Annotated in this window: 26 protein-coding genes and 1 riboswitch; of the genes, 17 read left to right on the top strand and 9 right to left on the bottom strand. The window is 48.9% G+C overall.

From position 1 onward, the window contains the following. The 4 genes from AV656_RS08525 (at position 1) to AV656_RS08515 (ending at position 3539) form a co-directional block, all read left to right on the top strand. Entirely contained in the window at positions 1–1326 is a 1326-nt protein-coding gene (locus AV656_RS08525; RefSeq protein WP_197462223.1) for an aspartate aminotransferase family protein, read from the top strand. A 22-nt stretch (positions 1327–1348) separates the two neighbouring features. Next, positions 1349–2716: a YjiH family protein gene (locus tag AV656_RS08520; RefSeq protein WP_063180835.1), complete on the top strand. Its 1368-nt coding sequence runs from the start codon at positions 1349–1351 to the stop codon at positions 2714–2716. A gap of 194 nt (positions 2717–2910) precedes the next feature. Then, complete coding sequence (locus AV656_RS16350; protein WP_156484826.1) at positions 2911–3060, top strand: hypothetical protein; 150 nt, start codon at positions 2911–2913, stop codon at positions 3058–3060. Beyond that, positions 3060–3539 (top strand): hypothetical protein, encoded by a 480-nt coding sequence (locus AV656_RS08515; RefSeq protein WP_063180833.1) that lies wholly within the window; start codon positions 3060–3062, stop codon positions 3537–3539. Before AV656_RS16350 ends, AV656_RS08515 begins: the two co-directional genes overlap by 1 nt. Before the next feature lie 339 nt (positions 3540–3878). Here AV656_RS08515 and AV656_RS08510 read toward each other — a convergent pair whose 3' ends face one another. From AV656_RS08510 to AV656_RS08485, 6 genes are read right to left on the bottom strand one after another with little or no spacing between them, the layout of a single operon-like run. Then, positions 3879–4784 carry a VOC family protein gene (locus AV656_RS08510; RefSeq protein WP_063180831.1) on the bottom strand — a complete coding sequence of 302 codons (906 nt, stop codon included), beginning with the start codon at positions 4782–4784 and terminating at the stop codon, positions 3879–3881. Next, the gene (locus tag AV656_RS08505; RefSeq protein WP_063180829.1) at positions 4777–5565 is read right to left on the bottom strand and encodes an IclR family transcriptional regulator; all 789 of its coding nucleotides are present in this window, start codon (positions 5563–5565) and stop codon (positions 4777–4779) included. Before AV656_RS08505 ends, AV656_RS08510 begins: the two co-directional genes overlap by 8 nt. Positions 5566–5593: 28 nt before the next feature. Next, entirely contained in the window at positions 5594–6901 is a 1308-nt protein-coding gene (locus AV656_RS08500) for a TRAP transporter large permease (RefSeq protein WP_063180827.1), read from the bottom strand. Further along, positions 6898–7473: a TRAP transporter small permease gene (locus AV656_RS08495; RefSeq protein WP_063180826.1), complete on the bottom strand. Its 576-nt coding sequence runs from the start codon at positions 7471–7473 to the stop codon at positions 6898–6900. The genes AV656_RS08500 and AV656_RS08495 overlap by 4 nt, the downstream gene beginning before the upstream one ends. A 22-nt stretch (positions 7474–7495) precedes the next feature. Continuing rightward, positions 7496–8515: a TRAP transporter substrate-binding protein gene (locus AV656_RS08490; RefSeq protein WP_063180825.1), complete on the bottom strand. Its 1020-nt coding sequence runs from the start codon at positions 8513–8515 to the stop codon at positions 7496–7498. A gap of 30 nt (positions 8516–8545) precedes the next feature. Then, complete coding sequence (locus tag AV656_RS08485; protein ID WP_063180824.1) at positions 8546–9433, bottom strand: fumarylacetoacetate hydrolase family protein; 888 nt, start codon at positions 9431–9433, stop codon at positions 8546–8548. Between the two features lie 145 nt (positions 9434–9578). On the opposite strand from AV656_RS08485, the gene AV656_RS08480 reads away from it, so the two are divergent. The 3 genes from AV656_RS08480 to AV656_RS08470 all read left to right on the top strand — a co-directional run bounded on the left by AV656_RS08480 (position 9579) and on the right by AV656_RS08470 (position 13724). Then, positions 9579–10238: an aspartate/glutamate racemase family protein gene (locus AV656_RS08480; RefSeq protein WP_063180822.1), complete on the top strand. Its 660-nt coding sequence runs from the start codon at positions 9579–9581 to the stop codon at positions 10236–10238. 25 nt (positions 10239–10263) lie between these two features. Beyond that, positions 10264–11868, top strand: coding sequence for an FAD-dependent monooxygenase (locus AV656_RS08475; RefSeq protein WP_063180820.1), 1605 nt, complete (start codon positions 10264–10266; stop codon positions 11866–11868). A 404-nt stretch (positions 11869–12272) separates the two neighbouring features. Beyond that, positions 12273–13724 (top strand): lipase/acyltransferase domain-containing protein, encoded by a 1452-nt coding sequence (locus tag AV656_RS08470; protein WP_063180818.1) that lies wholly within the window; start codon positions 12273–12275, stop codon positions 13722–13724. Positions 13725–14486: 762 nt separating this feature from the next. Here AV656_RS08470 and AV656_RS08460 read toward each other — a convergent pair. Beyond that, positions 14487–14762 carry a LysR substrate-binding domain-containing protein gene (locus AV656_RS08460; protein ID WP_063180814.1) on the bottom strand — a complete coding sequence of 92 codons (276 nt, stop codon included), beginning with the start codon at positions 14760–14762 and terminating at the stop codon, positions 14487–14489. Between the two features lie 205 nt (positions 14763–14967). Beyond that, positions 14968–15552 (bottom strand): hypothetical protein, encoded by a 585-nt coding sequence (locus AV656_RS08455; RefSeq protein WP_063180812.1) that lies wholly within the window; start codon positions 15550–15552, stop codon positions 14968–14970. Positions 15553–15788: 236 nt separating this feature from the next. On the opposite strand from AV656_RS08455, the gene AV656_RS08450 reads away from it, so the two are divergent. Beyond that, positions 15789–16241, top strand: a complete 453-nt coding sequence (locus AV656_RS08450; RefSeq protein WP_063180810.1) for an SMI1/KNR4 family protein — start codon at positions 15789–15791, stop codon at positions 16239–16241. A 229-nt stretch (positions 16242–16470) separates the two neighbouring features. Next, positions 16471–16577: riboswitch (SAM riboswitch) on the top strand. Between the two features lie 47 nt (positions 16578–16624). Here the strand turns inward: AV656_RS08450 and AV656_RS08445 are convergent. Continuing rightward, positions 16625–17518, bottom strand: coding sequence for a LysR family transcriptional regulator (locus tag AV656_RS08445; RefSeq protein ID WP_063180808.1), 894 nt, complete (start codon positions 17516–17518; stop codon positions 16625–16627). Between the two features lie 147 nt (positions 17519–17665). Between AV656_RS08445 and AV656_RS08440 the strand changes: the two genes are divergently transcribed. The 9 genes from AV656_RS08440 to AV656_RS16345 all read left to right on the top strand — a co-directional run bounded on the left by AV656_RS08440 (position 17666) and on the right by AV656_RS16345 (position 26471). After that, the gene (locus AV656_RS08440; RefSeq protein WP_063180806.1) at positions 17666–19222 is read left to right on the top strand and encodes a long-chain-fatty-acid--CoA ligase; all 1557 of its coding nucleotides are present in this window, start codon (positions 17666–17668) and stop codon (positions 19220–19222) included. A gap of 182 nt (positions 19223–19404) precedes the next feature. Further along, positions 19405–20184: an enoyl-CoA hydratase/isomerase family protein gene (locus AV656_RS08435; RefSeq protein ID WP_063180804.1), complete on the top strand. Its 780-nt coding sequence runs from the start codon at positions 19405–19407 to the stop codon at positions 20182–20184. Positions 20185–20197: 13 nt separating this feature from the next. Next, positions 20198–21256, top strand: a complete 1059-nt coding sequence (gene dctP, locus AV656_RS08430; RefSeq protein ID WP_063180802.1) for a TRAP transporter substrate-binding protein DctP — start codon at positions 20198–20200, stop codon at positions 21254–21256. Positions 21257–21290: 34 nt separating this feature from the next. Continuing rightward, complete coding sequence (locus tag AV656_RS08425) at positions 21291–21767, top strand: TRAP transporter small permease (protein WP_063180800.1); 477 nt, start codon at positions 21291–21293, stop codon at positions 21765–21767. Continuing rightward, complete coding sequence (locus AV656_RS08420; protein WP_082818664.1) at positions 21757–23067, top strand: TRAP transporter large permease; 1311 nt, start codon at positions 21757–21759, stop codon at positions 23065–23067. The genes AV656_RS08425 and AV656_RS08420 overlap by 11 nt, the downstream gene beginning before the upstream one ends. Positions 23068–23337: 270 nt before the next feature. Next, entirely contained in the window at positions 23338–24330 is a 993-nt protein-coding gene (locus tag AV656_RS08415) for a TIR domain-containing protein (RefSeq protein ID WP_063180798.1), read from the top strand. Next, a complete protein-coding gene (locus tag AV656_RS08410; RefSeq protein ID WP_063180796.1) occupies positions 24323–24541 on the top strand; it encodes a hypothetical protein in 219 nt (72 codons plus the stop codon). The genes AV656_RS08415 and AV656_RS08410 overlap by 8 nt, the downstream gene beginning before the upstream one ends. Positions 24542–24748: 207 nt before the next feature. Further along, a complete protein-coding gene (locus tag AV656_RS08405; RefSeq protein WP_063180794.1) occupies positions 24749–25942 on the top strand; it encodes an iron-containing alcohol dehydrogenase in 1194 nt (397 codons plus the stop codon). 310 nt (positions 25943–26252) lie between these two features. After that, a complete protein-coding gene (locus AV656_RS16345; protein WP_156484824.1) occupies positions 26253–26471 on the top strand; it encodes a hypothetical protein in 219 nt (72 codons plus the stop codon). The last annotated feature ends 10 nt before the right edge of the window (positions 26472–26481 follow it).

The raw sequence follows: 26481 nt of genomic DNA, 5'->3' as shown, positions 1-26481 counted from the left end.
ATGACAAAACAACTTGAGCAGGCGAAGCAGCCGGAGTGGACACAGATGGTGGCAAACATCGGCAATTTCCTCGCCCCGAGCATGGCGAAGGACCATCCGAACCTTCCGGTGGTGAAGGCGGAAGGGTGCTATTACTACGGAACAGACGGCAAGAAGTACTTGGACTTTACGTCCGGGATTGCAGTGGAGAACGTGGGGCACCGGCATCCGAAGGTAGTGCAGGCGATCAAGGACACTGCGGATCATCTCGTGCACGGGCCGTCCGGCGTGATCATCTATGAGTCCATTCTGAAGCTGGCGCATGAACTCCAGCAGGTACTTCCTCCGAAACTCGATAACTTCTTCTTTGCAAACAGCGGGACGGAGGCGATCGAGGGGGCACTGAAACTTGCGAAGCATGTGACGAAGCGGCCGTATGCCGTGTCGTTCACGGGATGTTTCCATGGCCGCTCGATCGGTGCATTGAGTGTGACGACATCGAAAAGCAAATACCGCAAATACCAGCAGCCGTCCTGGCTGACGTACCAGCTGCCGTATGCGTTGCCGGAGGATCTGCCGGAAGGGGCAGACCCGGAAGTGTTCTTCCCGGAAAAGCTGGAAAAGGATGCCCGCCGGCTGTTCAGCCACCAGGTCGATCCGGAAGAAGTGGCGTGCATGATCATCGAACCGGTGATGGGCGAGGGCGGCTATATCATCCCTCCGAAGGCATGGCTTCGGAAAATCCGCGAGATCTGTGACCGGCACGGGATTCTCCTGATCTTTGACGAGGTCCAGACCGGATTCGGCCGGACGGGGAACTGGTTCGCGGCACAGACATTCGGCGTGGCGCCGGACATCATGGCGATCGCGAAGGGAATTGCGGCTGGCTTGCCTTTGAGTGCAACTGTTGCGTCGAAGGAACTGATGGACCAGTGGCCGCTCGGGTCGCACGGGACGACGTTCGGCGGAAATCCGATCGCCTGCTCGGCGGCGCTTGCGTCACTGGAAGTCATGAAGGAAGAGAAATTGCTTGAGAACGCCCGTGAAGTCGGGGCGTACGCGATGGAGCGTTTGAATGAAATGAAGGACCGTTATCCGGTGATCCGGGATATTCGTGGACTTGGGCTCATGATCGGCATCGAGCTCTGCGATCCGGAGACGGGTGAGCCGGACGGAGCGGCGGTCATGGACGTGCTGGACCGCTGCCTGGAGAAAGGCGTCCTGTTTTATCTGTGCGGCAACGCCGGCGAGGTCATCCGGATGATCCCGCCGCTCACGGTGACGAAACAACAAATCGACGACGGGCTCGGAGTGCTTGAAGAAGCGCTCCAGGAACGCGGAAACTGACAGAGGAAGAGGGGGAAAATCGATGACAGTCATTAAGGGAGAACAGGCGCTCGCAAGGGGATCTGCCTGGAAGTTTCTGATCCCGTCTTTGATCGGGGTGCTTCTGTTCCTCGTGCCGATCAAGTGGAACGGGGAAATCACGATCGGAATCGGAGTCATGGCGTCCGCCCTGCTTGGGTGGGGGAGCGACTGGATTCCCGCGTTCCTTCTCGGGATGCTCGGATTCACCGCGGTTATGACGCTCTTTGCGGTGTTGGTGAAACCGGCTTTTGTCATGGACCGGCCGTTTCTCAAAAACCTGTTCGTCGTCGGGACGTTCGGCATCATTACACGACTGTTCGGGTTTGCCGTAGGGGTCATGGCCTACTTTGAAGTGGGCCCTGCATTTATTTCTTCGCGCGCGACAGGAGGGGTCGTGTTATTCGACCTCGCGCCGGTGCTGCTTACCTGGTTCCTGTTCGCAGGCGTCATGTTGCCTTTGTTGGTCGAGTTCGGACTGATGGAATTCTTCGGGGCGCTGCTGACGCGGTTCATGCGTCCGATCTTCACGCTGCCGGGACGCTCCTCGATCGACACGCTCGCTTCCTGGATGGGCGCGGCACCGGTTGGCGTCGTCATCACGATGAAGCAGTACGATGAAGGGAACTACACGGGCCGGGAAGCCGCGGTCATCGCGACGACCTTCTCGATCGCTTCTGTCGCGTTTTCTCTCGTCGTCGCCAACGTCATCGGACTCGGCCATCTGTTTGTTCCGTTTTACCTGACCATCAGCGTCGCAAGCATCGCCGCCGCCATCATCATGCCGAGGATTCCGCCGCTCTCGCGGAAACCTGACACATACTTTGACGGCAGCGGGCGGCAGGAAAATGATGAAGCGATTCCGGATGGCGAAACCGCTGTGAGCTGGGGCTGGAAACTGGCGCTCGCCAAAGCTGGAGCTACAAAAGGTCCAAAGCAACTCGTCAAAGACGGCGTCGGCACGGTACTGGATATCTGGCTAGGGCTGATTCCGCTCGTCATGAGCCTCGGCGCACTGGCACTGATCATCGCCGAGTTCACACCGATCTTTAACTGGATCTCCTACCCGCTCGTTCCGATCCTCACATGGATGGGCCTCCCGGAAGCCGCAGCAGCTGCCCCGACCATGCTCGTCGGATTCGCCGACATGTTCCTCCCGTCCGTCATCGGGAGCGGGATTGAAAGCGAACTGACACGATTCGTCGTCGGTACGCTGTCGCTGACACAGCTGATCTACATGTCGGAGATTGGTATATTGATTCTCCGTTCCAACATCCCGGTCAGCTTCCTGGATCTCGTCGTGATCTTCATCCAGCGAACGATTATTACGCTGCCGATCATTGTGGTCATTGCGCATTTGTTTGTGTTTTGAATAGTGGAGAATGGAAAAAAGCAGCCGAAGCGGCTGCTTTTTTCGTGTTGGGGGGAGAAATAGTGATCAAGTGTGAGGACTCTCTATCTATGAATAGTCTGAAATTTAAAGGATTTCGCTCAAGTTTTCTGTTAGTATATTATTAACACTAAAATGCCAAATGAAGGCAAGATTAATTAAATGGAGGGTAATTTATGCCTACTAAGCTCAGCATAATGAAAAATCCTGATCCATTTGTAATGGATAAAGACACTTTGAATGAGGCGGTTGCTAACTTCTTTTTAAGCAATGGTTTTGAATGTGATGTTCCTCTAAAAGGCAAGCAGCCAGCATTAATGTTTTAGTGGTAAAAGGGGATATTAACATCTTCGTCGAAACAAAGGGTTCGCAGAAGAATGGCGCTGATCCTGATGAAGTATTTGATAATAGTCAAATCGTCACTCACCTTGCTATGCAGATTCATGCCTTATTAAAATACGCCACCCAAAACGAAGGGGATGAGAATGTCTTCGTACTGGCTAATCCAGACATCGGTCGCATCAGAAAGGAATATTTGCGGGTGCGGCGCATGATTGAAAAGCTTGGGTTCATTTGCATGTGGGTTCAGGAAGATGGGACGGTTAAGGTAGAGGCGCCTAATCAAAACAATCTGGCGCAGATATTCTCGCCTGACAAACGTCAGACAGATGTCTTGTTTAATCAGGAAGCGAGTGAACAATTTATTAAGTTTTTGATGAACGAGTATTCACTTGCCGAGACATCCGCAAAAGACGCTGTCGGTCGGATAAATGGCATATTGAAGAGAGAAATTTACAAGGGATAAGATGAGTTTTCTCCTGAAATGGAAACGGTAATTATCAGGGAATACCCCAAATCTAATAGAGAGTATATTCTTGCTCTCAAACGGTTTATTAGATTTCAACAGAAGAGAGAAGCAGAAAATATAGTAAGGTAAGAAACAGTGGTCAATCTAGGAGTGAAAGTATATCCGTTGCAAAGGAATTAGTAGTTACCAATCAGTTCCAAAATGGCAGGGGCCCAATCAATGAAGAAGTCCTCACTGAAGTCTTCACGTTCATTTTGCGATGATGCCCAGCAACTCTCAATACAAAAAAGCATCTGGCACTTCAGCCGGATGCTTTAACTTTATTCAAAATAGCTTTTAAATCGGTTGAAGTTCAGTTTTCTTCAGCACAGCATCCAGAATGGTAGTTTCATACTTGGTGTACCATGCACAGTTATCTTCCCAAATCCGTGGTCTTAGAGGGAGTTCTTCATGCCATGGGCGCGGGTCGAAGTGGCCCAGCGGCTTGATGTATTGATCCATATCGATGTATAGTTCGACGAGGTTCAGCTCAGGGTCATGATGGTAGGTTGCCATATTGTGTCCAGCGGTGTGGCGAGAAGGGCCCCAGACGATTGGCATTTCATTTTTTGCAAGAATGTCAGCGGCTCGTACATGGTGACTCGTATCCTTCAGTTCAAATGCGATGTGATGCATCATCTTATGACCGAATGAGGAAACATTCAAAACATGGTGATCCGTGTTACAGGTCAGGAAAGAAGCACGGGTTCCAATGGTGTCGGTGTAACTAAAGTTCAGGACATTCATATAGAAATCAGTAGATTTCTTGGCATCCATTGAACCAATTGCGATATGGCCCAGTTTGAATGGGCTGATACCATTTTCTTTGTAGCCGGGGGCAGGGGTTTCAATCTCGTGGAAGAGTTGAAGTGTGAAGCCGTCGGGATCTTGGAGTTCCACAAGTTGATGAACACCTGGACGTGCATCTGTCCTTACTTCAGCAGAGATTCCTTTCTCACCAAGGATTTTCACCACATCTTTCAGCTCCGCATTGCGTTCAATTTGGTACCCGATTACATCCAGTGAACTTTCGTTGGAATGTTTCAGGACAACCGTATGGTGGTCTGTTCCGCTGCTGATGTAGGCGGTGTCCTTAGTTTTATCCGTTACTGTCATCCCCATGACATTCGAATAGTAATTTTCTATTCTTTCGACATCCAGACAATTGAACTCTGCATAACCCAGTTTAAATGGCTTAATCATAATTACCAATCCTTTCAAGTTCTCGGGTGTTCATCGTTTGCTCTTCCGTTGAACAGAATTCACTAATGTCCTGTGCCGCGCGGATTGTTAGCTCAATGAGCTTTTCCGTGTTATAGATTTCATGCATCGATGTCTTGTATACAAGGGACAGACTTCCCTTTAACGTGTTGTCCTTAAAGACCGGGACTGCAATACCGGTCACGCCATCATCCAGTTCCCCGTGGGAGAGGTAATACCCCTTCTTTCTGATTGCCGCCAGGCTTGATTTAAATTCTTCGAAAGTGTCGCCCATTTTTGCTTCACGAATCTCTTCGGCGTACGATTCATAAAGCTTGGCAACATGGGCTCGGGGCAGGTTGGCGATAATCGCTTTTGAGGTGGAACCATAAAAGAGGGGATGCGGCTGGCCACGCTCATAGATAACATTTGACGGATGGCCTTCAGGTGTTTCAATGTGCGCAATCAGGACTTCATCGTTATAAATATTGCTGAGCAAAACCTCACATTGAGTCAGATTGCAGAGTTGTTTCATCACGGGAATACCGGCTGAAATCACCGGATCGGTCTGTCGGATGTGGCAGTCAAGCTTGATGATCTTGGGGCCGACCGAGTACTGTCCATTGTCGCTCACCAGTAATCCGGCGTGTGTCAGTTCTCTTAAATATCGGTAACCGGTCGGCTGGCTAAGTTCGAAAAACTGGATGACTTCATCGGCTGTCCAAATCGGTTTGTCGGCTGTAAACAGATCTAAAATCTGCAACACTTTTTTTATGCTGGACATTGAATTTGCTCCTTTGATGTAAGGGCCCTTATGTTTTGATCAGTTCAGGCAGGAACGTGACGATGTCCGGGAAGATTACAAGGACGATGATGAAGACAACCATCGTGATAATAGCCGGAATGACCCCCTTGAACAACTTCTCAATCGGAACATCTTTAATGACCCCACTGATGATGTATATGTTGAGACCCAGCGGAGGTGTCAACACCCCCAAGTTTACAATCATGATCATGATGACACCAAACCATAATCCATCAAAGCCCAATTGAGTGATAATCGGGTAAACGATAGGAAGGGTGAGGACCATGATTGCAATCCCTTCAAGGAACATTCCCAATACGAAATACACCAATAGAATTAAAGTCAGGACCACATAGGGTGAAGTGTCCAGGCCACCCACGAGTGAAGTCAGGTAAGTCGGAATCCGGCTAAGCGCCAAGAACTTCCCGAATAGAGTGGCCCCAATTAGAATCAGGAAGATCATTACAGTAAGTCTTAGCGTTTGGTCGAGAGAATCCTTCAGCATTTTGAAGTTCAGTCTCTTGGTGAAGAGCGTAATCAAAAAAGCACCTGCCGCACCGATTCCGCCGGCTTCACTTGGTGTAAAGATACCGAAATAGATTCCGCCAATACTCATTAAAAAGAGGACAAGAAACGGCCAAATACTTTTTAAAGAGGTTACTTTATCTTTCACCGTATAGCGTTCAGTCTTTTGTGGGGCTAATTGCGGATTCTTACGGACCTGCAGATAGATCATGATAAAGAAAAATAGAGTCATTAGAACTCCGGGAACAATACCGGCGATCAGGAGCGGACCGATTGGTTCGGATGTGAGTGCCCCATAAATAATCAGGAGAACGCTCGGAGGGATCAGCGCACCGAGTGTACCACCCGCAGCAACTGCCGCACTCGAAAATGAAGGGGAGTAGCCATGTTTACGCATCTCCGGAATGCAAATTTTGGCCAGAGTAGCCGTAGTCGCATTACCTGATCCTGAGATGGCAGAAAAGATGGAGGCTGCCCCGACGGAGGCAATTGCCAATCCGCCGCGGAAGTGGCCCATCCATTTGTCGACAGAGTCAAATAAGTCTTTGCCGATCCCCGTATTGGCGATGAATGTCCCCATTAATATGAAAAGTGGTATGACACTCAGCGAATAATTGTTTGCGGTATTGAAAGCCGATAATCCCAGTTGTGATAAGCCCACATCCACACCTGAAAGGTATGTGACGCCGAGGACGCCAACCAAAAAAAGCGACAACCCAACTGAGAACTTTGCCAAAATCAGTGCCAAGAGTACGATGACGCCAATCAGGCCTATCATTTCTGATGTCATTTTGCTTCCACCGCCTTCATCAGACTTTGCACAAAGCTATTCAGGAGGGTGAGGAAAAACCCGATTGCCCCGAAAGTTGTCAGGAAAGCGATTACATAAATGGGTATGCCAAGGTCGCCGCTGACGTTGTGACCTTGCATCAGCCTCTGGGCATATACCCATAGTTGCCAACTTGTCAGCATAACGACGAAAGTCAGAATTAGATAAATTCCTGCATTACATATGTGTTGAGCACGTTCCGGCAGCTTTTTGAACAAGAAATCAACTTCGATGTGATCCCCTTTAAGCTGGGCCGCACCAAGGCTGAAGAAGATGGTGATTGCCAATGCAAATCCGGTCAGTTCATATGTTCCTACAATCGGGCTGTTGAACAGGTTTCTCCCAAGAACGTCGAAGACTGTCAAAAACATCATTGCGAATAGAAGAATGCAGGAAAGACCATGCAATATCCGGTTATAGCCTTTTGCGAGTTTATTTAGCTTAGAAGAGAATTTGTTAAAAAGTGACCCATCCCCTGAAGTGTTTTCAAGGGACGAGGCATTCTTGACCATCACCAGAGAGCCTTTTTTCATATAATCCACCTCTTTTCAGCAATCACTTTGCGGTGGCTGCATCATAGATTGATTGTCCAGGAAGGCCGTCAGCTTCTTTGTCTTTGATCCATTTATCGATGACGGGCTGCAGAGATTTCTCGAAGTTTTCCTGTTCTTCAGAGGAGAGTTCGATAACGTTGATGCCGACTTCCGCGGCTTTGTCCAGTCCGTCTTGTCCACCTTGGTCGAGAGCGGCACCGGCGTGTTGGGAAAGCTTATCGGAGAGGGCATCAAACTTTTCCTTCTCTTCTTCCGGTAGTTGATCATACTGATCCTTGTTCATCGTGATGAACATAGAAGAAGCAGAAAGATTTGCAATGGTGACATGGTCTACGACTTCATGAAGGTTCAAGTCATTGACTGTGGAAACCCCGGCAAGGGCAGCATCGATGACGCCCTTGTTCAGGGACTCGTAAATATCATTGACTGGCATGGAAACCGGTACGGCACCCACAGCCTCAAGGATTTCATTGCCAAGCGTGGAAGGAGATCGGACTTTAAGGCCACGCAGGTCTTCCAGACGCTCAATCGGTTTATCCTTGCTCAGGATCTGATTGGGTTCACCGGTGAAGAGTGCCAGAGGATGAGTGTCTCCATGTTCTTCCTGAAGTTCCGGGAACTCCTTATACAATTCCCAGAGCTTTTTCGACCCCTCTTCGGAGCTGGTCACAACAAACGGAAGGTCCATGACTTCGACCAGAGGAAACTTCCCCGATGTATATCCGTGAACACTTAGTGCAATATCAGCGGTGCCGGTTGTTGCAAGGTCATACTGTTCTGGAGGCGTTCCGAGAGAACCGCCCGGATAAAGCTCAAGTGTAACGGCGCCGTTTGTTTCGGATTCCAGATCACTTCCGAACTTCTCCAATACTTGAGTGTGGACGATATGGTGGCTTGGCCAAAAGTGAGAAAGCTTCAGTGATGTGGACCCTTCAGTAGAAGCAGAGCCGCAAGCTCCCAAGAGTACGGACGCCCCGAGAAGAGCAGCAGCTGCTATAACCCCTTTTTTCTTGATTAGCATGATAATCCCCCTCTTATTAGTTTCCGGTGGTTAAACAGATTGGGCTGCCGTTTTGCTTTGCTGCTTTTGTCTGACATCGGAGGTAATCGGATTTCGGAGCACGCCTACTTTCTCGATTTCAATCTCTACAACGTCGCCCTCTTTCATGAATACTGGCGGATTGCGTTTTGCCCCGACACCTCCAGGCGTACCTGACACGATGACGTCACCTGTCTGTAGTGTCGTATAGGAAGAAACATATTCGATGAGCTCGGGAATAGAGAAGATCATCAAATCTGTTGTTGTGTCCTGCATGACCTGACCATTTAAGCGAGTTTGCAGTCGCAGTGCCTCCCCGTCCCCGATTTCATCACGCGTGACAAGATCCGGTCCGAAGCCGCCGGTTGCATCAAAGTTTTTACCCGGTCCCCATTGATGGGTATGGCGCTGCCAGTCGCGAATGCTGCCATCGTTATAGCAGGCATAACCGGCAATATGGTCATAAGCATCTTCCTTGGCAATTCTTCTGCCCGGCTTTCCGATGACCACTGCCAGTTCTCCTTCAAAGTCCAGTTGTGCGGACTCTTCCGGCAAGAGAATCGGTTCATTATGACCTACTTGAGATTCGGCAAATCTGTGAAAGACGACAGGGTAACCGACCTTCTCGCGGTTGGTTTCAATGCGGTGCGTCTCATAATTGATCCCGATACAGAAGATTTTGTCCGGGTTGCTGATTACAGGGAGGAGCTGAACTTCATCTGCAGAATAGGTAACGCTTTCATGATCAACCTGAAAACCTTCGGAAAACTCCTTTGAAGAGAGGAACTCTTTCAATGTCGGATACGTTTCCCCGTATTTTGATTTTAGGTCTACAATCCCTTCACCGACCCGGACACCATAACTCTCTGCACCGTTCACTTGATAGCTGACATATTTCAACTTAAAGACCCCCTTGTGTTCATTGATTGAAGTCATTGTATTCTAAAACTTTAAAATTATCAATACTTGATTATTGATTTATTAGAAAAATCATTTATCATGTAATTTAAATCGTTATTATCATATGGTGAAAGTAGGGGTGTAATTGAAAGTTGTATTGATATCAGCAACGGCAAATTCATTGGCACCGATCGAAGAAGCCTTCAGGAGGCATGCCCCTGATGTTGAATATGTTCATCTGCTTGACTCGGATCTTCTGTTTCAACTAGAACGTGCGGGAGAAATGACTTCTTTAATCAGGAATCGTTTTGTGGACCTTGTCCGGCTGGCTGAACAGTCTGGTGCCGACCTGATCCAACTGACCTGTTCAGCATTTAACGGCTTGGTACCCTATCTTCAGGAATTGACTAAGGTCCGGATTTTCCGTTCTGACCAGGCTGTGTTAGACCGTGCACTGAAGTATGAGCGTGTTGGCCTTGTGTCGACTGTTTCTGCAACACCAATCGCGCTCAGCAGTTATTTGAAAGAGAAAAACCCGGATGTCCAGATAATTAGCGAAGTGGAAGACGGAGCCATTCATCTGCTTTCGGAGGGACTGAAAGAGGAGCACGACCAAAAGGTGATCCGACTGATCCGCAAAATTGAAAGCCGTGTCGACGTCATCGTGTTATCTCAATATAGCATTGAACATATTACCGAACTGGTTCAGTCTGAGGTGCCGATATTGGGGGCGGCATCCGCGACGGCACAACACGTTCGGGAGTATTTGGAAGAGAAAGAGCGACATCACTTGACCAGAACGTGATCGGTGAAAGATGGAGGGGATTGGAATGTATGACGTCATCATAGTAGGAGCGGGACCGTCTGGACTCATTGCTGCGAATTTGTGTGGGCTCTACGGGATGAAGACATTATTGATTGAACGCAATGCTGGAATAAGTGAAATTCCAAAGGCCATCCTGGTTGATGACGAAACACTCCGTGTGATTGACCGAATCGGCCTGTATCCGAAAGTGAGGCAGGTGATTACACCGGGAGGGGGAGCCGATTACTTCTCTAATAAAATGAAACCGTTTGCAAGTGTACGGCCGACTGAAATGTCGTTTGGCTACCCGAAGCGTAATAAGATTGTACAGCCTATTTTTGAAAAGGTGCTACTAGAAGGAGTCCGGCGGTACTCAAATGTTGAAATCCGTTATACAACCGAACTGATCAGCTTTGACCAGAACGAGGAACAAGTTAAGGTGAAAATTCAGGATGGCAGCGGGGAAATGACGTTAGAAGCCTTGTATCTATTGGGATGTGACGGTGGAAGAAGCACTGTGCGCAAGCAACTGGGTATCAAACTGAAAGAGGTGGGAAGCAAGAAGAACGGCTCAAGTTTTGAGGAGCCGTGGGTCATTGTTGATTTGAAAAACGATGATGTGAAAACTCGACACACCTCATTTTTCTGTGATCCGCCACGGCCTGCCATGCATGCATATACCGCGTTCGGGCAGCGGCGTTATGAATTCATGTTGTTGGATGGGGAAGATCCAGAGGAAATGTTGAGGGATGAAAAACTCGCTGAGTTGATCGCTCCTTATACGCAGTACAAGCCGGAAAATCTAGTAAAAAAGGCAGTCGTCGTCTTTAATGCACTTGTAGCAGAAAAGTTTGGAGAGGGGCGTGTTTTCCTCGTCGGGGATTCCGCACATTTAACCCCTCCATTTGCAGGCCAAGGCCTCAACTCAGGCGTGCGGGATGCATTTAACATTGTTTGGAAGATAAAGTTGGTGATAGAGGGGAAAGCAGCCCATTCAATTATTGAGAGTTATGAAAAGGAACGCAAAGAACATGTGGAAGCGATGATCCGTCTTTCCGTGAGGATGGGCAACTTCATTTTGACAACAAGCAAAAAAAGAAAACTGCTCCGTGACGCGGCCTTTGGTGTAATGAAGATGGTCCCGCCAATAAAGCGTTATGTCACAGAGATGCGTTTTAAACCGAAACCAATCTGCTCAAAAGGCCTCTTTATTGATATCGAAAAGCCATTGGTCGGTGAGATGTTCAAACAGGCTACCTATATGAACAGCGAGGCCGAGATGGTGCCTATTGATCGGTATATGGAAAGTGGCTTTAACTTGCTGAAAATCGGTGCGCCCGATGAAATTTCATTTCCGAACATGGACGGACTTGTTTGGAAAGCAATCAATCCAAATAAAATCTCGATCTATCCGGAGCATTTTGTGACGAGGGAAATGGAAGATAGCACCCCGCTGACTGACGTCAATAATGTCCTGAGTATGTACAGGAATAAATTCGTTTTAATTCGTCCTGATTTTTATGTAATGGGTGTTTTTAGTGCTGAGGAATTCGATTCACTTACAGAGAAACTGCAGGATGTTCTGGAACCGAAGATGGTAATGGAGGAGAGCTATCGTGTTGCATTATAAAATCTTCTCTACCAATTGAAGCGGAGGGGCCATGAACCTGCGGGAAAAGCGTAAGCCAAAAACCCACAGAGCGGAGTTCGAGGAGGCTGAGGCAACGTCAACGGAAGCGAGCATCAGCAGCTCGAAAACTAAGATTTTCCCGATAAATAAAAAACATAGATGAAGGAGTATTACACTCCCTCTATTTCTGAGCAGCCCCTACGGTTGCTCTTTTTTATTGAAAAAGCAGATGAGTTGAATCTCAATTAAGGATTGTTAAATCGACACAGCTAATGAGGAGAAAGGAGAAGTTCTTACTTTGAGCGAAGTAGTTAAAAAATCGAGCGTATCAATGGGGAAATCACAAGCGACTGGCAACAGATGAGAATCCAAAATAAATGAGCTTGTCTTGGAGGATAAATATTATGAATAAATTAGTAGTATTAATCCCCGGTATCATGGGCAGTGAATTAGCCTATAAATCCTATAAGGTATGGCCACGCTTTTTCCCGACAAATATCGGTGTGTATGATAAATACTTGCCTATTAGGGAAGACGACAATATTCAACCTGCCGGATTACTTAGCTTTACATATAGAAAAGCATATGATTATTTGTCCGAAATTGAGGAAGTACAAGTTGAATCATTTGCTTACGACTGGAGAAAAGATAATCTTTCAACTGTTGAACGCCTGCATGAACAGTTAGAAAGAATCCATCATAACTATGATGAAATTTACCTAGTGGCTCATAGTATGGGAGGGTTATTATCTAGAATTTTACTGAATGTTTATTATGATGAAGTTTACATGGGGAAAATAAAGAAATTAATCACTTTGGGCACACCTTGGTGTGGATCCCTGGATGCTTATAAAACCTTAAGGTATGGAAAAAGTATTCCGGATACATTCCCGCATTCCATTGTACTGACAAGAGAACAATCCAAAAGATTGGCTAAGCAGTTCCCGAGTACCTATCAGTTATTCCCGGATACTAAATATGAAGAAAGGCTTCGAAACGAGTATGATTTACCAATTTTAAATGAAGGCAATAAAGATGTGACGATTAATGAGATTTTTAATAGGGAAGAAATTGCTTCTCAATTTGTGCGTATGGGTGTTACTTATGAGTCATTAATAGAGGATTTCAAGGAAGTAGTTAATTCTCCTGCTCAACGGACTAACCGCATTGAACATCATGAAATTATCGGTGTAGGAGTCACCACTTTGTCTTCCATTCATATTAATAATAGAAATGAGGCCAGTGCACACTTTAAGAGTGGTGATGGAATCGTTCCTGTGTTTAGCGCCGAATCAGAATTTGCGAATAAGAGGTATTACGTTAAAAATGCAAAGCACGGTAAGCTGGTGAAAAATAGTGGTGCTCTCGAAATTATTGAGCAGCTAATAAAGGGAACTGAAGTAATAAAGACAGAAACGATCCCATCGAATGAGGAAGAGTTAAGAAAAACCGGATTAAAATCTAAAGTCGTAAGAATTGCTGGTCCAATAGTTGTAACGATATTAAAAAATGGACATCCGATTTATGGCTTTAGTGACAGCTATGAATATCCTGACGGAGAACTTGCTAACGAACTAAGAATCTTTACGCTAGATAACACGACGTATTTAATTGATGAGAATGGAGAGGGATTAGAACAAGGCGAAATTGTAATTGAAGCTTATGATGAAGGCGAGATCAGCATAACGATCGAACAGTATGGTGAAGATCAACCGAAACAAACCGTTGCCTTTGAAACATTCGTCATTACCCCCTCAGCGCAAGCAAAACTAAAGGTGAACCAACTTATAACAGATTCGCTATTGTTGTTAAGGGAGGGGAATCAAGAATCCTTTAAAGAACCGAGAGTGCTTTAGAATGAAGTGCGTGCTCCAAAACATACGTTATTTGTGAAGCAAGATCATGTAGTTAGAACAAAAGAGATAACAATTAGGAAAGAATAAATAGAGAGGAGGAGAGAAGGTGTGGGTGTTTATTGTGAATATCTTTCTTGTAGGGGTGTTATCTCTCGTTTATTACTTTATCGATAACAAATCCTCGAAATCCTTTATCTCAAATATCGAATGGAAACACTTTTACCTCATCTTTCTTTCTCCCTCTATACTTTTCATTTTTAATTTAGTTCTTTTGTTTCTGATTCAATCAGAGTTATATTGGCTTTCAGGGATCTATCTCATGATACCGGTCATAGAGACGGCATTCAGGTGGATAAAAGAGAAAAAGAGATATAAGGAATATAAAAAAATCGAAAAAACAATGTTCCCTTGGTTAATTACAGAGTTAAACAACCAAAGGTTTTATGTTTCTAAAGAAGATATAAATCTAACTTATTACAAAGAATTTAACAAAAAACGTTTAGATATAAGAATTAAATCAGAGGATCATAATAAAAAATGCTTAAGTTATTTTGAGGATTATGTACAACAGCAAATTAGAAAGAACGTGAACTTGCTTCTAATAGTGAGGATTTTGACTGAAAAAAAGAACTAGTTTAATTCTATTCCTATTAAATTGGCAGGCGAAAGCTTGCATCGGTGCTAATTACTGAGGGAGTTATTCCAGAAAGATGAGAAGTGTCCGCTGATCATATAACGCACTCTCTTTATGTAGTGCCTTTTTTATTTGTCCCGGTTTTTGAACAATGCTTTCGCCGTCCGAGCGAATCGTTCTACGAGGGGAGAGGCATCTTGCCGGTTCCATGCCAGGTACAGTCCCATGGCTTCATCCGCATCTTCAATCTTCCGGTAGACAATCTCCTCCCTTTGGCACTCAGCAGCTGCGGTCAACACGATGGAGATGCCACTGCCGGCGGCGACGAGGGGTGACGCCTTCCGCTTCCTGGCGCGGATGTCAGGGTTGATGCCTACCCGGTTGCAGGAGGAAGAGCTGCACACCTAGACAGGTGCATGCGAACAATTAATACAAGGAAACGATAGTATCGGAGATGTCAGTTCTGCAAAGAGCGGACAGCTCGGGAACACCTTTTTTGATAAGATGACTGTCAGTTTTATGCGACCACGTATTTAATTTGTTTATTAGCAGAAAAGGCCGGGTGGAAACCGTTTTTTCCCACCCGCCTTTTCATAAATAGTACTGTTATTAACGCCCACCAAGGTACACTTTAATGTAACCTTTGTTCGGTACTTCTCGGAAATTCCGGAATGCTTTATTGTTCTTCTTTTTCCTTCCCGGCTTAAAGTAACCTAGCTCTTTAAGGATTTCATCAATTCTTGCTTCGTAATCTCTACCTCGCTCATTGTTTATTGAAGCTAGATTGAGTTTTTTCTTTAATATTTTTAATTCCTTGTGCAACTCATTTTCCCGCTCAATTCTTTTTAGAAGCTTCAAACACATATCAGCGTTTGTGTATTCACCTTTGAAGATTATTTTTATCACTGCAGAAGGCGATATTTGGTATTGCTTTGTGACCATAACTACCGATTTGCTTTTCACGCCTTCTGGCTGTCCAATATAAAGAGATTTCGATAACCTTGGCTTCTTTGTTTGTGACTTTTTATTCTGTAGTGGTCTGCTTTGTGGGTTATCCCTTTTTTTAATTGGAATTTCTTCTTCCCTAGCTGATCTTATTTGTGCAAATAATAGCTTTTCACTTGAATCATCCAGGCATATGGCAGGCACGGTTTTTTCGTTAGAAACTCTAATTAAACAAATTGATCCTTTCAAACAAGTTGCCTCCCAAAATATATTATTCTTGCATTGTATATATGCGAAAGGTTATGGATTAATGACAAATGTTAGTTAAATACTCATCAAAATTAATTTAAGATAGTTGTCCTGAAGAGGCCAGGTTTCTTCAAAAACACCCATTTCGCGTTGATGCTCAATGACCTTAGGGGGCGGTATCTTGTTGGCTATAGTTTACAAATGAAACAAAAGAATAATAATAAGAGGGGATAAAAATGAAACTTGAAGAACTCCAAGAACTCCAAGAACTCATTGAGGAACACGCAGATACTACTGATTTTACCGGAGGTATCTCTGAATCAAAGATTGGTGAAATTGAAAAGGCACTGGCCGCGACCCTTCCCACGAGCTACAAATGGTTTTTAAGAAACTATGGCTCCGGGGGAATCTACGGAGTGGATATCTTGGGTGCGGGAAAACTGCCGATCCCAAATGTAGTTACAAATACGGAAAGGCTACGGAAGACGGATAATCTTCCCACCAAGTTTGTGGTCGTTGAGGATGTAGATGAATTTTACTACTGCTTGGATACTACAGAGCTGGTGGATGATGAATGCCCGGTAGTTGCCTGGGACCGGGCCGCAGGATTTAGCGGCAAGCGGGCAGATCACTTCGGAGAATTTTTGGAGAACAGTTTTATGGACGCGAAGGAAGAATGGGAGCAATAATAAAGATTCATATAGGGACTGCTGCATTCACTGTAAGGATAGCGTGAAACACCCACTTAAAAAATCTAATCTGAACAAAAACAGGAAACGAACTAGTTCTAAGGGCAGAAGGGCGGGTTGGGACTTAAGGATAAAGAAATTGATCCAGCCTGGACCTCATTGACCCATCCACTTCAAGGTGTTAAACTACTAAATAGTTCGACTAACTAACAACTTAAAACTTTTATACTTCTTATCCAGAGCGGCGGAGGGACTGGCCCGACGATGCCCGGCAACCGGCAGGCGAATGCTTGTAGCGGTGCTAATTCCTGAGGGAGTGATCCCTGAAGATGAGAAGAGTCCGCCGATAAATCGTAACGCACTCTTCTTATGGAGTGCGTTTTTTAATTGTCCTGGTTTTGGATCAATGCTTTCGCCGCCTGGGCGAACCGTTCCGCCAGGGGGGAGGCATCCTGCCGGTTCCACGCCAGGTACAGGCCAATGGCGTCATCGGCGCCTTCAATCTCCCGGTAGACGATCTCCTTCCGTTGGGTCTCCGCCGCGGCAGTCGAGACGATCGAGATGCCGATGCCGGCAGCGACGAGGGAGAGGATGGTCGTGACGCCTTCCGCTTCCTGGCGGATGTCGGGGCTGATGCCCGCACGGTTGCAGAGGGCGATGATCTGGTCGAAGTAGCCGGCTTCCTCGCCCCTCGGCGGCATGATGAACGGTTCGCCTTTCAGTTCGGACAGCCGGATCGGGGAGGCGTCGCCTGCTAGCGGATGGGAGGAAGGCAGGGCGACGACGAACGGATAGTCGTACAGGTGAAAGAATTCGAGTGTGTCCCCATTGATCGGCGGACAGAGGAATCCGATGTCGATCCGGCGTTCCGCCAGCGCTTCGTTTTGCATGGCGCTCGACATCCGGTGGAGGATGAGTTCAACGTCCGGGTGCCGGTCCTTGAACGAGCGGAGGATTCGGATCAGGCTGCTGCTCAGCATCCCCGTATAGCCGACGGCAAGCTTGCCGGCTTCGCCGATATGGATCTTCCGGGCCTGGGTGGTCGCCCGCTCGAGGCTGCCCATGATGGCCTTCGCCTCGCGGAAGAGATGTTCACCAGCGGGGGTCAGCCGGACGGAGCGGTTGGTCCGGTAGAAAAGCTGCGCACCGATCTCCTCTTCGAACTGGGCGATCTGCTGGGAGAGGGGCGGCTGGCTCATATTCAGTTCCCGGGCGGCGCGCCCGAAATGCAGGTGCTCGGCGACGGCGATAAAGTACCTCAGATGTCTCAATTCCATGGCGAACTCCTCCGGTGGAAGTTAATGGTTGATTGATAGGTTGTACATATCATTTCATCTTCAATACATATTATCCCGCTCGGGATCGGAATGGTAGTATATTTCAAAAGATTTAATGTCGGAATATTTATATAGGGAGGAAGGACAATGTTTGCTCCTGCAAATGATTTTAATACATTCCTGAAAAACCGCTTTACCACCCACGGAAAAAGAACCGCGCTTTACGCTGACGGAAAGTCAATGAATTATGAGGATTTGCTTGCGGAATCCAGCCGCCTTGCGAATGCGTTCATCCGTGCGGGAATCCGCCGCAATACACGGATCGGGATGCTTATTCCGAACAGCATCGAATACGTAGTCACGGAACTCGCCATCTATTTCTCGGGGGGGACGAAGGTTGCGCTCAACACGATGCTCAGGGAATCGGATATCGAGTACATCCTGAATGACTCGAGTGCGGAAATCATGGTCGTGGACCACCAGTACTTGCCGATCATCGAAAATGTAAAGAACAAGCTCACGACGGTGCGCCAGATTGTCGTCCTGAACGGTCCGGAAAATCAGCCGGAAGAATATGTGGACTGGCACGCGTTTAAGGACAGCGAGTCTTCCATCTTCCCGGAAGTGGGCAATGATTCGGACGACATGACGACCATCCAGTACACGGGCGGGACGACAGGTGAGCCGAAGGGCGTCATCTACACACGCGAACGGACACTGCTCACACTGTCATCGATCATTATTGATGCGGACGTGCATCACGACGAGAAGATTCTGGTCACGACACCGCTTCCGCATGCGGCCTGGCTCTATACGTATTCCGGACTGATCATGGGCGCGGAGATCTTCATTGAAGAAAAGTTCGACCTGGAAACGGTCGTCCGCCATATCGAGGAAAACCGGATCACGTTCCTGAGCCTGGTACCGACGATTATCTACCGTCTACTGGATTACCTGGAGGGCAAGGACATTGACGTCAGCTCGATCCGCACAATCCAGTACGGCACCGCTCCGATTACCGCGGAGCGGCTCAAGCAGGGACTGGAGCGGTTCGGTCCCGTCTTCACCCAGATCTACGGGCTGAGCGAAACGCAGAGCGCCGCGACATGGCTTCGAAAAGATGACCACGTAAAAGGCGGCAAGCTGCTCCGGAGCTGCGGAAAGCCCGCGTACTTCAGTGCGGTGAAGATCGTTGATGACGAGGGGAACGAAGTGCCGGCAGGGGAGCCGGGCGAGATCCTGGTCAAGGCGGTTACGAACATGACCGGCTATCTGAACAAGCCTGATAAGACACGGGAAGCACTAACGGAAGACGGCTGGCTCCATACGGGCGACGTCGGCTCGAAGGACGAGGACGGCTACATCTATCTGCTTGACCGCAAGAAAGACATGATCATCAGCGGCGGCATGAACGTCTACTCGTCGGAAGTCGAAAACGCCCTCCAGCTGCACCCGGCCATCCGCCAGGTCGCCGTCATCGGCGTGCCGGACGAAGACTGGGGCGAAGCGGTCCATGCGTTCGTCATCCTGAAGGACTCCATCACCGACGAAGAACTCGTCCGCTTCTCAAAAGACAACATGTCCAAATACAAAGTTCCGAAAGCTTTCCATATCGTCGACGAATTCCCGCTCACCAACTACGGCAAAGTCGACAAAAAAGCATTGCGTGAACCTTTCTGGAAAGTGAAAGAACGGCAAATCTAAGTTTGTAATGAAGTTGATTGAAGCAGAAGGCGGCGACTCCTGCGGGAATAGCATGAGCCGAAGATCCCGCAGGAGCGTAGCGACGAGGAAGCTAAGGCCATGCCCGCGGAAAGCGTCCGCCTGAAGTGGAAATCAACAAGCTCTATCCACAGCGTTTAATCAGAGAAGAGGGGGATTGCAACATGTTCAACTACGAAACCATTCAAGTCATCGACGAAAAGCCGGTGCTACGGGTGAACCTCAACCGGCCGGAAAAAGCCAATGCCATGAACGCTCAGATGAACCGTGAACTCGACGATGTCATCACCCACGTGCGCCAGAATCACGACTACCGGGTCATCGTCTTCACGGGGAACGGCCGGGTGTTCTCGGCCGGAGCGGATATGAAAGAACTGAGCGGGCTCCTGAAAGACAATCCGAACGACACGACTTGGATCCGCGAAGACCAGCTGCAGCGGCATGAGTTCCTGCGCAAGTTCGACACGCTCGACCAGATCACTGTCGCGGCCATCAACGGCCCAATGCGCGGCGCCGGCATGGCGCTCGCGATGGTGTGCGACTTCCGCATCATGGCGGAAGAAGCGGACGGCGGGCTGCCGGAAATCGAGCGCGGACTGTTCTTCTCCGGAGGCGGCACGCCGCGTCTGGTCAACCTCGTTGGCCCGCTGAAAGCAAAAGAACTCATCATGCTCGGAGAAACGTTTACCGCAGAAGAAGCGGAAAAGATGGGACTTGTAAATAAGGTCGTTCCACTCGAAGAGCTGGAAACAGCGACCGACGAACTCGTCAGCAAGCTCACAGCGAAGTCGTTTGCTCCGCTCCGCATCTCGAAGAAAATCGTCAACGCTGCTGTTCCTGCAATTGATCCGCTTTTATACTATGACGCGGAACTTCAGGAAGCCGTCATGACGGCCGGCGGTACCGCCGACCAGATGGCCGGATTCGAAAAAGCGAAGAAATAAGGGGGAACGGAAGATGAAAAAAAGCCTCCTCGGCGTCATGCTGCTTGTCTTGCTTGCCGTCCTCTCCGGATGTGCTTCGGCAAGCGGGAGCGGCAAGGCGGAATATGTATATTCATTTAATATCCAGCCGGCATCGACTCACAAGTTCCATACCGATGTCGTCGCCCCGTGGGCGGAATACGTGGAAGAACAGACAGACGGCCGCGTCAAGATTGAAATCTACAACAGCGGCGCGCTCGGCAACCTGGCCAGCGCCTATGAGGACATCGAAGGCGGCCTGTACGACATCGGCTACGTGAGCCCGAGTGCTTCGACAAGCACGCCGGCTTATCCGCTGACGCTCGGCGACCTGCCATTTGCGATCCTCGATCCGATGGACAGCCCGAAAGTCCTTCAACCATTTATCGATGAATTCATGCAGGACGAGTTTGAAGACAGCATCCCGCTCGCCATCTCCGCGACTGATGCTTACCAGCTGATCACGACGGAACCGGTCGAGACCGTTGATGACGTGAAAAACAAGAAAGTCATTGTCTCGGGGAAAGAGCGCATCGAACTCGTCAACCTGTGGGGCGGAGTGCCCGTCACTCTCGGGATTGAGGAAAACTACCAGGCGCTCGACCGCGGCACCGTCGACCAAACGACGTATACCGCAATCGGCGCGAACGGCTTCCGCCTGTTCGAAGCGGCGCCGTACCTGACGAAAGTCGATATCGGCGCCACGACCCTCCTGTTCCTCATGAACGAGCGGGCATTCGACAAGCTGCCGGCCGACCTTCAGAAGCAGTTCGAGGACGACTTCGGGCCGAAGCTGAGCGAACTCAACTCGAAAATGTACTCCGAAGGTACCGCCGAAGCCCTGGTCCAGTTTGAAAAAGAAGTGGCGGACAAGGGCGGCCGCGTCATCGTACCTGAAGGCGAAACACTCGCAGAATTCCGCGCCCCTGCCGGTCAGATCTGGGAAGACTGGGTGAAGCATGCGGAGAAGCGGGGCTACGACAACGCCCAGGAAATGATGGACTTCTTCGCAGAAACCCTAGAAAAAGAGGGCATCGATAACCCGGTAGATTAAATCGTGAATGATAGAAAAGAAAGAGGGGGAAAGCATGGAGCTCCTGCAGAAACCGGTCCGTCTTCTGACGAACATCAATAAATGGATCGGCCTGATCGCACTCGGCCTGATGTTCCCGGCCGTGTTCGTCTTCGCCGTCGCACGGACGACGGGCAACCCGATCATCGGCGATATCGAACTTGTCCAGTTCGTGATGGTCGTCCTGATCATGGGCTCGCTGTCCCTCAGCGAAGCCACCAACACCCATATCTCGATCGGGCTTTTTGTGGACAAGTTTTCGCCCTCAATGCAGCGCGTGATGGACTTTATTGCCCATCTTCTTACACTGGCGTTCTGCCTGCTCGTCTGCTGGGCATTCCTGTCCCACCTGAAAACCCAGGAATCCGATCTGCTCGGCATCTCATATGTCCCGTTCAAGCTGTTCGTCATCTTTGGCTTCCTTTCCTGGGGGCTTGAGGCACTACTCAAGCTGGTCGCGGACCTGAAGGGGGAGAAGACCGTTGCCGACTGAAATCGTTGGACTCATCGTCATCCTAGGTGTCCTCTTCCTCATGTTCCTCCGGATTCCGATCGCCATCTCCATGGTCGTCCCGGCCGCGATCGGTATCATCTATCTCCGGGGAATCGATACGCTATTGGCTGCCGTCAACAGCATTGTCTGGAGCCAGAGCTTCAGCTATACACTGAGCACAATTCCGTTGTTTGTTTTGATGGGGCAATTGCTGTTTGCCTCAGGCGTTACGAACAGCCTGTTTGAAACGTGCAAGCACTGGTTCGGCCACCTGAAAGGCGGCCTCGGCATCTCCACGATCGGCGCCTCCGCGCTGTTCGCCACCGCCGCCGGATCCAGCGTCGCGACGACCGGAACGATGGGCGTCATCGCGACCGACGAAATGCGAAGAGGCGGCTACAGCAAAAGCCTGACCGGCGGCACGATTGTCGCAGGCGGCGCCCTGGGAATCCTGATTCCGCCGAGCACGACGTTCATCGTCTACGCCATGATCACCGAACAATCCGTCGGGGCGCTCTTCACCGCCGGCATCATCCCGGGGATTTTGCTCACGCTGTTCTTCATGATCACCATCTGGGCGGCTGTCCTGATCAACCCGAAACTCGCGCAGACCGAACAGATGGAGAAATCCTCGTGGAAACAGCGGTTCGCCTCGCTGCCGAGTAATCTATTGGTCGCATTACTGTTTATCGTCGTCATGGGCGGCATTTATCTGGGCTGGTTCACCGCGACGGAAGCCGCCGGTGTGGGCGCGCTCGGTGCCATGCTGATTGGTTTAATTAAGCGGACACTGACCCTGGCGAAATTCAAAGAAGCCATGGTCAGCACCCTGCAGACCACCGGCTTCATCTTCGCCATCATCATCGGCGCCTTTATCCTGAACTATGTACTCGTACTGACCAGGTTCCCGAACATGCTCGCCGATGCACTGCTGTCCGCGAACCTGTCCGAAGCGATGATCTTTGCCCTGATCGTCCTGCTCTTCATCATCCTGGGCGCACTCATGGACTCCCTCGCCATGATGGTCGTCACCATCCCGATCCTCATGCCCGTTTTGGCGGCGTTGGAGTTTGACCTGGTCTGGTTCGGCGTCATCATCGTGCTGGTTGTCGAGATGGCCCTGATCTCACCACCGATCGGCATGAACGTCTTTGTATTGAAGGGCGTCACCAAAGAACTGGAACTCACCGACATCTTTAAAGGTGCCTTCCTGTTCATGATTCCGATACTCACGTTGATCATCCTAATCTATATCTTCCCTGAAATCGCCTTGTATCTCCCGCAGCAGATGGCAGGATAGGGGAATGGAGCTGCCTGGAGAGAATGACTCTCCGGGTGGCTTTTTTGTTGCGGGTGAGTGGTTTCCTTGGGGGAGTGAGTGATTACCGACCACCAGCTGAGTTCCCACCAAGGTACCCCCGAGTTACAACCAAGGGGAATCTGAGTTCCTACCAAGCCCCTAATGAATTACAACCAACCATTATGGAATTGAATATTCAGAAATATGGAGTATAATAGAGGGAACTAACGTTCTCAATCTCTTTATAAACTCTGAGTCTAAGGAGGCCCTATGGATAACAGAAAGCCAAGGGTTTTTATCGGTTCATCAAGAGAAGCCCAAGTGTATGTCGAAGCCATCCATGAACAGCTAAGCTATGTAGCAGAAGTTACTCCTTGGACGGCTGGAGTTTTTGGAGCGAGCCGTTACACTCTGGAAGATCTGGACGAGCAATTGGCCAGCAATGACTTTGCTGTGTTTGTATTCGCCCCGGATGATCTTGTGATTTCAAGGGGAGAAAGCACATATAGGGCAAGGGATAACACAGTGTTTGAGATGGGAATGTTTTGGGGAAAGCTAAAAAGGGAAAGAGTGTTCTTTTTGGTCCCAAACCAGGTGACGGAAAATGATGTTTTTACATTACCTTCTGACTTTAGTGGACTCGGGGCACTTGAATACGAAGTCAGGCACGATCAAAATTATGAAGCTGCGGTTAGTCGGGCATGCAGTCAAATTAAAAGACGTATTGCCGACTTAAAGCTCTATACGGATCCATTCGACCTGCTAAGGGAAATGGAGAAAGATTTAACTTTATTGCTTAAAATTCGTCGTTTTTATTTACGATTCACCAAGTTATTATTGCGGGGCCAGAGCCCTCTATATGATTGTTTGTACGAAGCGATCCGTGACTCTTATCATTGCCCGACCGATTTTTCTGTGGTTGGCGTAGGGGTTTGGGAAGCAACAGAAGAGGGGATGCAGTATCTCTCCGGTGACGTTGGCATTGACCGGTTTTACCCGTTCTCCATAAATGACGGTAAGAAGGATAAGGACAAAATTCTTGTAGTGGACAGCTACTTAACCTCAAAGGAACAAGTAGTGAAGTTGCAAAGCTCCATTGCAAATACGTACTTAGCGTGTTTTCCAATCAGCAAGCATGTGATTTCCGTAAACCTTGAAGGCAGGGCCCATCTATCTCCTGAACAATTGACAGAAATGCTCGATGCTAACGCAGAGCTTATCAGAAGCGTTGAAGAAGTCTTAAGAGAGGTGCCCAATGAATAAAAAAGTCGTGATTAAAAAGAAGGGTCAAAAGGCTGTCGTTTCACCAAAGGTTAATGGCAGTCAAGTGATCGCTTTTACATCTGATGGGAATGAGAAAGTCGGACAGGTCATCATTAAACGTACTGCCGATTACTCCAAACCTGACTTCTTGGAGGATGAAGACTTCTGGAGGAAAAAAATTCAGGGGTTAAGAGCGAAGCATATTCATTAACGATCAGACAACATAGAACAAACACCTCACTTGAACGACCATTCAAGTGAGGCTTTTATTTTGGTAAGGCGTTTACGAGTAAGGCAGATGATTCCAGAGAACCTTATAAAGTCAAAAGAGACAGATAAGGCACAATATATTGACATTCTATCTTCTGGTAAGCTACGCTTTTTTCAGAACACCGTTCAAACAAAAGGGGGAAACATCATGAATGCAAGTAAGGGGTTCCTGACACCACCGTCCATCGTTTATTTACAAGGGGCGTTTCAGCAGGTGAGCAAGCAGGTGCTGAACTTAAAGGGGAGCAAGGCGCTGATCATCAGTGATGCCATCATGAATAAGCTTGGCTATGTGGACGAGTGCCGGAAACTGCTTCAAAACGAACAAATTGAAAGCGCTGTCTATTTGGGTGTTGCATCGGAGCCGACCGATGACTATGTGGCTGAGGCACTCCGCATCTTCGGGGAGGAGCGCTGCGACCTGATCATCTCGCTGGGGGGCGGGAGCTGCATCGATACGGCAAAGGCGGTGTCGATCTTGGCGACGAACGGGGGCTATATCGGGGACTACATGGGCGGCCGGAAAATGGCCGATCAGCGGCCGGTGCCGCATATTGCAGTCCCAACTACTGCCGGAACAGGAGCAGAAGCAACGGACGCGACTGTCATTACCAACACCACTACCCAGGTGAAGATGATGATCAAGCAGCCTGCACTCATGCCGGAGGCCGCGATAGTCGATCCGCTGCTGACGCTCTCCACGCCGGCGAATGTGACCGCTGCAACAGGCGTCGATGCGCTCAGCCATGCCATTGAGGCGTACATCTCCAGGAAAGCACACCCGATGACGGACATGCTGGCCCTTTCCGCGATCCGGCTGATCGCGGCCAATCTACAGCGATCTTATGACAATGCGGAAGACCTCGAAGCGAAAGAAGCGATGTCACTCGGGGCGTTGCAGGCGGGAATGGCCTTTTCGAACGCTTCCGTCTGTCTGGTCCACGGCATGTCCCGGCCAATAGGCGCGCTGTTCCATGTCCCGCACGGCTTCTCCAATGCCATGCTGCTTCCCGCAGTCCTGGAGTACAGCAAAGATGCCTGCGTGGAGCGGCTGGCGGACATCGGCCGGATCTTCTCCCCGGATGAAGAGATGTCGGATGAAGAAGCCGCAGAACGGACCGTCCAATCGGTCAAGGAACTCTGCCACTCATTGAACATCCCGAACCTGAAAGAATGGGGCATCGACGAGCAGGAATTCATGAATGCCAGAGAAAAAATGGCCAAAGACGCTCTGGAAAGCGGCAGCCCTGCGAACAATCCGAAGGTGCCGACAAGTGAAGAGATCATTGCGCTTTATCAGACCGTCTATCATTACCAGGCGGTTGAGCGTGTAAATCAGTAAGTGTAAAAATGAAGAGACCCGACTGGCGGCTGCCTGTCGGGTTTTTGCATGAAGGAACGAGTTGTTAAAGAGAAGGCTTGAATAATCACGTGGCATTAATAGAGAGTCGGAATCGGATTACAGGAAACCGTCTCAACCAATCGCTCATCGAAACCATCAAACGTCCAGGTCCGTCCGGTCCACCGATAACCTGCAACCTCCCCGTATTGGAGGTAGGTGGGGTAAAACCAGAAGCTCTCCCCGGTCACCAGCCAAACATACGTGTAATTGTATAAACAGTCGACGAGATAGTGTGAAGGAAACGGTCTAGGTGGAGCGTATGGCGGTGGGGGAGATGGGGGTTGCTGGTTCATGTAAAATGTCACTTGATCATCACTCCCTTATTGATGGGTCCCATCATCATATGCTGAAGCGTTCTGAAGGGGGATTGCCGTCGCGCTCAATGGCCCATTGGAAAATCAGCGGAGTTTGGGCATTCATTCTGGGGTATTTAAGCCGTTTGAATGGTGTTGATCCTCTGCAAATTTGAGAAGATGAGG

Origin of the sequence: Bhargavaea cecembensis (assembly GCF_001619585.1) — a bacterium.
Lineage (GTDB): Bacteria > Bacillota > Bacilli > Bacillales_A > Planococcaceae > Bhargavaea > Bhargavaea cecembensis_A.
The sequence above is the reverse complement of the archived record's forward strand: the minus strand, read 5'-3'. Positions and strand labels throughout refer to the sequence as shown.